The sequence below is a fragment of the Mycobacterium sp. 1165178.9 genome (genome assembly GCF_001673555.1).
Taxonomy (GTDB): Bacteria; Actinomycetota; Actinomycetes; order Mycobacteriales; family Mycobacteriaceae; genus Mycobacterium.
Genome location: NZ_LZMB01000291.1, coordinates 38,655 through 46,438, shown reverse-complemented (window position 1 = coordinate 46,438; position 7,784 = coordinate 38,655). Strand labels below are relative to the sequence as shown.

Annotated in this window: 9 protein-coding genes; 8 read left to right on the top strand and 1 reads right to left on the bottom strand. The window is 63.4% G+C overall.

Annotated elements, in window-relative coordinates; genetic code table 11:
- The 8 genes from A5652_RS12590 to A5652_RS12555 all read left to right on the top strand — a co-directional run.
- Window positions 1-372, top strand: a 372-nt coding sequence (locus A5652_RS12590) for an enoyl-CoA hydratase/isomerase family protein (RefSeq protein ID WP_232001179.1), incomplete at its 5' end; no start/stop codon positions are given.
- Window positions 369-1,169, top strand: coding sequence for an enoyl-CoA hydratase/isomerase family protein (locus tag A5652_RS12585; protein WP_067351264.1), 801 nt, complete (start codon window positions 369-371; stop codon window positions 1,167-1,169). The genes A5652_RS12590 and A5652_RS12585, both read left to right, overlap by 4 nt.
- Entirely contained in the window at window positions 1,166-2,617 is a 1,452-nt protein-coding gene (locus tag A5652_RS12580) for a class I adenylate-forming enzyme family protein (RefSeq protein WP_067351261.1), read from the top strand. The genes A5652_RS12585 and A5652_RS12580 overlap by 4 nt, the downstream gene beginning before the upstream one ends.
- Window positions 2,618-3,043: 426 nt before the next feature.
- Window positions 3,044-3,703 carry a hypothetical protein gene (locus A5652_RS12575; RefSeq protein ID WP_067351298.1) on the top strand — a complete coding sequence of 220 codons (660 nt, stop codon included), beginning with the start codon at window positions 3,044-3,046 and terminating at the stop codon, window positions 3,701-3,703.
- A 36-nt stretch (window positions 3,704-3,739) separates the two neighbouring features.
- Window positions 3,740-4,162 carry a hypothetical protein gene (locus A5652_RS12570; RefSeq protein ID WP_067351294.1) on the top strand — a complete coding sequence of 141 codons (423 nt, stop codon included), beginning with the start codon at window positions 3,740-3,742 and terminating at the stop codon, window positions 4,160-4,162.
- Between the two features lie 22 nt (window positions 4,163-4,184).
- Entirely contained in the window at window positions 4,185-4,775 is a 591-nt protein-coding gene (locus tag A5652_RS12565) for an SDR family oxidoreductase (protein ID WP_067351258.1), read from the top strand.
- Window positions 4,772-5,530: an SDR family NAD(P)-dependent oxidoreductase gene (locus A5652_RS12560; RefSeq protein ID WP_067351254.1), complete on the top strand. Its 759-nt coding sequence runs from the start codon at window positions 4,772-4,774 to the stop codon at window positions 5,528-5,530. The genes A5652_RS12565 and A5652_RS12560 overlap by 4 nt, the downstream gene beginning before the upstream one ends.
- Window positions 5,531-5,586: 56 nt before the next feature.
- The gene (locus tag A5652_RS12555) at window positions 5,587-6,780 is read left to right on the top strand and encodes an amidohydrolase family protein (protein WP_082983876.1); all 1,194 of its coding nucleotides are present in this window, start codon (window positions 5,587-5,589) and stop codon (window positions 6,778-6,780) included.
- Here A5652_RS12555 and A5652_RS12550 read toward each other — a convergent pair.
- Window positions 6,777-7,733: an LLM class flavin-dependent oxidoreductase gene (locus A5652_RS12550; protein WP_067351251.1), complete on the bottom strand. Its 957-nt coding sequence runs from the start codon at window positions 7,731-7,733 to the stop codon at window positions 6,777-6,779. The two genes, A5652_RS12555 and A5652_RS12550, sit on opposite strands and share 4 nt — an antisense overlap.
- Window positions 7,734-7,784 lie beyond the last annotated feature (51 nt).

Here is a 7,784-nt window from a genome sequence, read left to right as displayed (position 1 = left end):
GCAATCACACTGCTGCGTAAGTCGCCGATGGAGGCGATCACCCGAATGACGCTGAGCGGCAAGGGCGAGCGCATCTCGGCCCAACGGGCATACGAGCTGGGCATGGTCTCGGATGTCGTGCCTGCCGATCAGCTTCGTGCGGCTGCGGGTCGGCTGGCCGCCGCTGTCGCGACCAACTCGCCCACCGCGATGCGCGCTACCAAGAAGGCGTTGTGGCATTCCCTCGAAGTCGGCTTGTCCGCAGCCAAACGAGCCGCCAGCGAGGAGATTTGGCGGTTGCGCAATCACCCCGACCATGCCGAAGGCGTACATGCGTGGCGCGACAAACGCCCCGCGCGCTGGCAGCCGCTTGACCCCGTGGAGATTTCGTGACCTACCAGAGGCTGATCGTCGAGCGGCGCGGCCCAGTCGGCTGGATCATCAACAACCGGCCCGATCGACTCAATGCATACGACGCGACGATGCGTGCGGAATTCCCCAGGGCATGGGCGGAATTGGATGCTGATCCCGGTGTGCGGGTCATCGTGCACACCGGCAATGGCAGGGCCTTCCAGGTTGGCGCCGACGTTGAGGACCTGGACGGCGAGGCGGTGCAGCAGTTCCAGGAGTCGATGCGCACGCTGGACCTCAAGTTGACCGGCTGGCATTGCAACGTGGGGAAGCCCATCATCACCGCCGTCAATGGAGTGTGCGCCGGCGGCGGACTGCATTGGGTTGCCGACGCCGACGTCGTCATCGCGTCGTCGGACGCGACTTTCGTCGACCCCCACGTCTCCATCGGTCAGGTCAGCGCTTTGGAGACGATCGCACTGATGCGAAAGATGCCCGCCGAGGCGGTGTTGAGGATGGCGCTCGTCGGCAGCCATGAACGTCTGACCGCCCAACGCGCCTACGAGCTCGGGATGATCAGTCAGATCGTCGACCCGCCCGACAAGCTCCGCGACGTCGCACAGGAACTGGCCGAGAAGATCGCGATGAACTCGCCCGCGGCGATGCGGGCGACCAAGCGCGCGTTGTGGGGGGCGCTCGAATACGGCTTGACGGATGCGTGCCGAGCGGGTGCCAACCACTTGACGTCGATGTGGGGCCATCCCGACCAAAATGAGGGACCACAGGCGTTCGCCGACAAACGCACTCCCAATTGGCTACCGCTGGAGCCTGACTCGTGAGTCTTGCCGAGCTGCTGGCCGGCCTGCCCGATACGGCCGTGCACACTTTGACCACCGATGTCTCGCGCGACGACCTCAGCGTGAGCGCGGACCGCCTGGCCGCAATACTCGACGAAGCCGGTCTGGTGACCGGACAAGTCGTCGCCGCGATGCTGCCCAATGACGCGACCACGGTGGCCGCGCTGTTCGGGACATGGCGTGCGGGTGGGGTTTACACGCCGCTCAACCCGCGGGCTGCCGACGCGGAGGTGGCGTCCCAGCTCGCCACATTGCGGCCGGTCGCAGTAATCACGACACCCGAACTAACCCATCGTTTCTCGGAATCTACGTTGCCCCTCGTGGCCGGGTCGGACTTGATGTGGTCGCTGTCGCCATCGTCCGAGCCGCCGCCCGATCCGCGGCAGTACGATACGGATGTTGCGCTGCTGCAGTTCACGTCGGGGACCACCGGGCCGCCCAAGCCGGTGCCCTTGCGTCATGCAACGGTGCTCGACCTGATCGACCGGCTGTTGGCCAAGCTTCGCGGAGCAAAATCTGCTGCCCCGAAGGCGCACCGGACGCCGATGCCAAACCTCGTTCCGCTCTCGCTGTCGTTATGGGCCGGCATCTACCAGGTGCTGTTCGCCTTTCGGGCGGGTTCGGGGGTCGTGCTGATGGACAAGTTCTCACCCGCCGAGTTCGCCGCACTGGTCAAGCGGCATCAGTTGCGCTCCACAGTGCTGCCTCCCGCGGCGTTGACGATGGTCCTGCATGACGAGTCGGTCACGGATTTGTCGCCTCTGAAGATCGTGCGGTCGATCACCGCTCCCCTTTCGCCCGTGCAAGCCGGACGGTTCCGGGACAGGTTCGGCGTGATCGTCCTCAATTCCTACGGCCAAACCGAACTCGGTGGCGAGGTCGTCGGATGGTCGGCCGCCGACGCGCGGGAATGGGGCGAGACCAAGCTTGGCTCGGTCGGTCGCCCCCTGCCCGGCATTGATGTCATGATCGCCGACGACGAGGTAATGGTCCGCACGCCGACGACGGCCGCTCGCAAGATCGACCCGGCGTTCCTCGACAGGCTCACCGATGACGGCTGGTTTCACACCGGTGACCTCGGGTGGTTCGACGACGACGGGTTCCTGTGGCTGGACGGCCGAGTGTCGGACATGATCAACCGCGGTGGGCTGAAGGTCTTCCCGGGGACGGTGGAGGACGTACTGCTGGCCGCCGAGGGGGTACGCGAAGCGGCAGTGGTCGGGATTCCAGACGAGAGACTCGGCGAGGTGCCCTGGGCGTTCGTCGCGTGTCACGCCCACGGGCTGTCCGAGGACGACCTAATCGCCTGGTGCCGCGAACGCCTGACGCCCTACCGCGTACCCGTGCGGGTGGTGCTCGTTGAAGAGTTGCCGCGTAACGATGTCGGCAAGGTCGTCAGACGCAAGCTGGCCGCCATGGCTAGCGCCTGAGCTTTCCGTCGGCCGCGACCCCTGGGCATCGACGTTGGAAACGTCTATTCTCATTTCCGAGAGCGATGTTACCTTGAAGCGTAAACTTGCATTTTTGCGCTAGACCCCTGGAGGTTCGATCGTGTGGCAAGAACTAGTCCGGATGGCCGTGACGTGGGTGGTGATGTGCGGCCTGGTCGCCTTCTTCTACTGGATGCTTGGCAACATCGGCACGTTCTGAGCGACCTCAAGGCTTTTCAGCACACCAGTTAGGAGAATGCGTGGACGACCTGGACCGCCGGCGTAAGCGGGGACTCATCGCATTTCAGATTTTCGTCTACGGAATGTTGATCGCGATGTTTGCAATTCAGCTGCAAATGTATCTGACTAGGCACTGGTAGCGACATGACTTTTCCGATCAAGGCCGCCGCGGGTGGGTCGCTAAGCATGGGCGAACACGAACAGCAAAGCCGAGCGATACAGCGGCGCGCCGACCGATGGCTCATTGCCGGAACAGGTCTGATGGGCACGCTCGTGCTCGGCATCGCTGGGCTCCCCATCTTCTGTCGCGGCCTTTACCTGTTGCGGAAGGCGCAGCACGGGGGCCTGTCCGTACGTCCGACGATGGTCACGCTGATCGGCTTCGTGATCATCCTGGATGCTGCGCTCAACAGCATCGGTTGGGCGTTGGACCTCTTCGCCAACCATGCCCTGATCACCCGCACCGTGTTCACCGCGTGGGGCAACCTGATCGACGCCGGTTACTTCTGGCATTACAACGAGCTCTGGATCGGCGGTGCCGGCGCACCGGGCGAGAAGGCGTGGGTCATGGTCTGCGTTCTCATCGCATTCCCCATGCGAATTGCCGCGGCGATCGCCTTCCTCCAGATGAAGCGATGGGGTCATCAATGGCTAATCGTGACCTGCTGGTTCGGGATCATCGTGTGGATGGGCTACATCTTCAACATGACGATGTACGCCGATGTCCGCTATACCGCAGTAGGTTTCCCGGTGGTCGGGTGGTGGGCGTTCAACGTCTTCTACATCACCCCGTTCCTCGCCATTCCATACCTGCACACCGTCAATCGGGAAATCTTCTCCGACTAACCGAGCCGAGAAAGGGCTATCGTGTCTGATTCCACCATCCAGACTGAGGATTCGGCCGTTTCGCTGCCGATCGGCACCACTTCGACGTGGGCGCGAATGCATAAATGGCTCAAGCGGGCGCTTTACGTCTGCCTCTTCGGGTTGGTCATCGAGGGATCGCTGACAGTCCCGGTGATGGCTGTCTGGTACGGCTGGCCGACGCTGTCGCTCACCGAAATCTGCAGCGAACTTATGAAGGTGCGCTTTTCCAATGATGCGCTGGAATGCCAGCAGCCATACCCCCTTGGCGGGCCGCCGTTCGGCGGCGCACCGGAGGCGGCCGGCCAGCGAACGGCGAAGGACGACTGGGGTATTCAGCCCAAGCCACGTTATGAGCGTATCGGCTTCAGAGAGTTGGTCAGGATTCATCAAGAACGCATCGCTCACCAATCGGCGGGCTCGGCGATGCCGAGTCATTGACGCCGACAGCCGTCCGCCGCCGATGAGTACCGCAGTCCTGGGTTACCACGACGTTGTCTCGGTCGCCCTTACCAACGGCCTCGGTTCTGCCGTTCACCAGCTTGACGTGCCGCTACCCCTCGGGCTGGACGGCGTCGTGATCGTCGCGGGTAACGGTCCAAGACCGACACCTCTGATGGCCATCGAGGCATTCGACGGGCGCCGGCTCGCAGAACAACCGATGCGCCAGACCTTGACGGCCCTCCAATACTCGCACGCCTCGATGTGCGGCCGGGGCGGCCGGATCGTCCTCATCGTGCCGACCATTGGAATGTGCGGAGCCGCCGATCTCGTGCCGTACACCACGGCCATCGAGGGCGTTCGAGCGATGGCGAAGTCCGCCGCCCGGCAGTGGGCACCGCAGATCGTCGTCAACATGATCGCTGTTCCCGCAAGCCTATTCGCGCCGACACTGAGCGCGGCCACGTCTCATTTGACAGCCGCTGCGGTCAGCGACGAGTACGGGCTCATAGAGACGATCGTCGAGACAACGAGATTCCTGCTGAACGATGCGGTCACCCACCTCATCGGCGCGACCATCGTCGCCGACGGCGGTTCGGTGATGTCTCCATGAGACTCGACGAGTTGACCGTGCTTGTCACGGGTGCGGGTGGCGGAGTCGGTAGGGGCATCGCGCTCGCGTCCGCGGCTCAGGGAGCTCACGTCCTTATCGGCACACGGTCGGAGGCAGGACAAGCGGTGGTAGACGCGATCACCGCGCGAGGGCAGTTGGCGAGCTGGGTTCCCTGCGACGTCACCTTGTCAGACTCGGTTGCTGATGCCGTCGCGCAAGCGATTCACACGACCGGACGGCTTGATGCCGTTGTGCACAACGCGACAAGTAACTCATCGAGCCAGCCGCACCAGCTTGCTCAGGTCGACGCTGGCCTCTGGGACGACCACTATTCGGCGTCGGTCGGCGGGGCGTTCCATTGTGCGTCGGCAGCGTTCGAATCTCTCCGCGCGCGAGGAGGATCACTGGTGGTCATGACCTCGCCGGCCGGTATGGAGGGCAGCGCGACGCTACCGCTGTACGCCACGATGAAGGGCGCGCTACGTGGCTTCGCCAAGAGCCTGGCGCGCGAATGGGCCCCGCACCGCATCACCGTGAACGTGGTTTCACCGCTTGCGTATTCGCCGGCGATGACCGCCGCGATCGCGGCCGATCCCGCGATGGAGGAGAGGTTGTCCCGCAGAATCCCGCTGGGACGCATCGGCGATCCAGAGCACGATATCGGGTCGGCCGTGGCATTCCTGATCGGCCCCGACGCTCGCTACATCACCGGCCAGACACTGGGCGTCGATGGGGGTCATTTCATGAGCCTTTAGGCCCGGTAGCGGCCGTATAGCGCCGCTTGCTATCTTGAGAATCAATATTCTCACGCATGTTGGAGGCGCTGGTGACCGACGGAAAAGCATTCGAGGTCTGGGATGCCGACAACCACATGTACGAGACCATCGATGCCTACACGCGCTACCTGCCGGAGAAATATTCCGAGGCGCTGAAATTTGTCGACGTGAACGGCCGCAAGAAGCTGCAGATCCTCGGCGTGGTCACCGAGTGCATCCCGAACCCGACCTACGAGGTGATCCCGACGCCGGGCGCGTGGGCCGACTACTACCGCGGCATCAATCCCGAGGGCAAGTCGCTGCGTGAACTGGCCGAGCCCATCCGCTGCCCCGACGCGTTCCGGCGTCCGGACCTGCGGCTGGAGCTGATGGACTCCCAAGGTGTCGACGGCGCGATGATGTTCCCGACCACTGCGGGCATGCTCGAGGAACGCACCAAGTCCGACACCGAACTGACCCACGCGGTGACGCATGCCTTCAACCGCTGGCTGCTCGACGACTGGACGTTCAATTACCAAGATCGCATCTTCCCCGTGCCCGCGATCTCGCTTAACGATCCTGCCCAAGGCGTCAAGGAACTCGAGTGGTGCCTGGAGCAGGGAGCCAGGACCGTGCTGATCCGGCCAGCCCCGGTACCGCGTGCAGACGGCACGTCCCGCTCTCCCGCGCTCCCCGAATTCGACGACTTCTGGCGGCTCGTGGAGTCATCGGGCATCTCAGTGCAGATGCACAACTCGGACTCCGGCTACGACCGTTACGTCGACGATTGGGAAAGCGGCGACGAGTTCCAGGGGTTCCAGCTCACCAAGCTTCGCGGGTTCATCTACGAAGAGAGCCGCCACATCTTCGACACGCTTGCGGCGTTCATCGCTCATGGAGTGTTCGAGCGCTTCCCCGGCCTGCGCATCGGTGTGGTCGAGAACGGCGGATCGTGGGCTCAGCGGTTGATGGAGGTGTTCGATCGGGTTTACCGCAAGAAGCCCAAGGACTTCAGCGAACACCCCTGCGATGCCTTTCGCAGGCACGTTTGGGTGAACCCGTTCCATGAAGAGGACATGTCACACCTCATCGACGTGCTCGGCGCTGACCGGGTGATGTTCGGTTCGGACTTTCCGCATCCTGAGGGACTCGCCCACCCCGCGGATTTCGTCAAGGGACTCGCGACCCTTCCCGCCGACACCACAGCGCAAGTAATGGGCGGCAATTTCAAGCAGCTCATCGGCCTCTAGCTCAGGTCGGCGAATCGTTTCAGGTAGGGCCACGCCACCTCTGGCGGCATCCCACCGCAGAGCGGTGAAAGGTTCATTACTTCACCGTTGGCGACCCGCTCGGCCGCCTCATCCACCGACAGAATCAGGTGAGTCCGCGACGACGCCCGCAGCTCATCGACCGTTTTCGCGTTCGTGATGTTGGCGGAGACGGTGTTGTCGGGGTTCCATTCGGCATACGCCAACGCATCGTGCAGCAGGTACTTACCGATCTCATCCCACGCCGCGTCGATATCGTTTGCCACAAAGCAATTCGTGGCAGCGTCGCGCTCGGGAATCAGAACGAAACCTGGCTCGTGACCATTCTGCCTGCAGGCCTCCTCGTAGGCGTCTCGCATTCCCGGCACGCTGCCGTTGGCCAGCAAACCCAGACCGTTTCGGCCCGCACGACGTGCGGCGGCCAGGCTCGCGCCGCCCCACATCATCATCGGGCCGCCCGGGGTGCGGGGAGCGGGTGTCACTCTCATTCGGCGACCGTCGTGCGCGACTTCCTCTCCGGAAAGCAGCCGGCGCAACTGACCGAGCTTTTTGTCGGCGAGCCGACCCCGATCCGACATCGAGAGGCCGAAGTGGTCGAATTCCTGTTGACGGTACCCGATTCCGAATATGTAGCTGGCCCGGCCCTCGCTGATGTGGTCCAACACCGACATGTCCTCGGCTAACCGGGCCACGTCGTAGAACGGCAGAATAATAACTAGATTCAGCATCAGCTGTTTTGTACGCGCAGCGATCGCCGATCCGAGCAGCAGCGGCGATGGCAGGTATCCGTCGTCAGCGCAATGATGTTCGCACAGTACGGCGGCTACGCAGCCGCGCGTCTCGGCCCACGCGGCCATGTCGCTCGCCGCGGTATACAGCTCGGTCGGGGGCGCGCCGATCGACGGTGCTCGCATGTCGAAGCGCATAGTGAACATCGGCACTAGCTCTCTCCCGTCGTCTTGCCTCGCCCTAGCCCATCAGAGCAG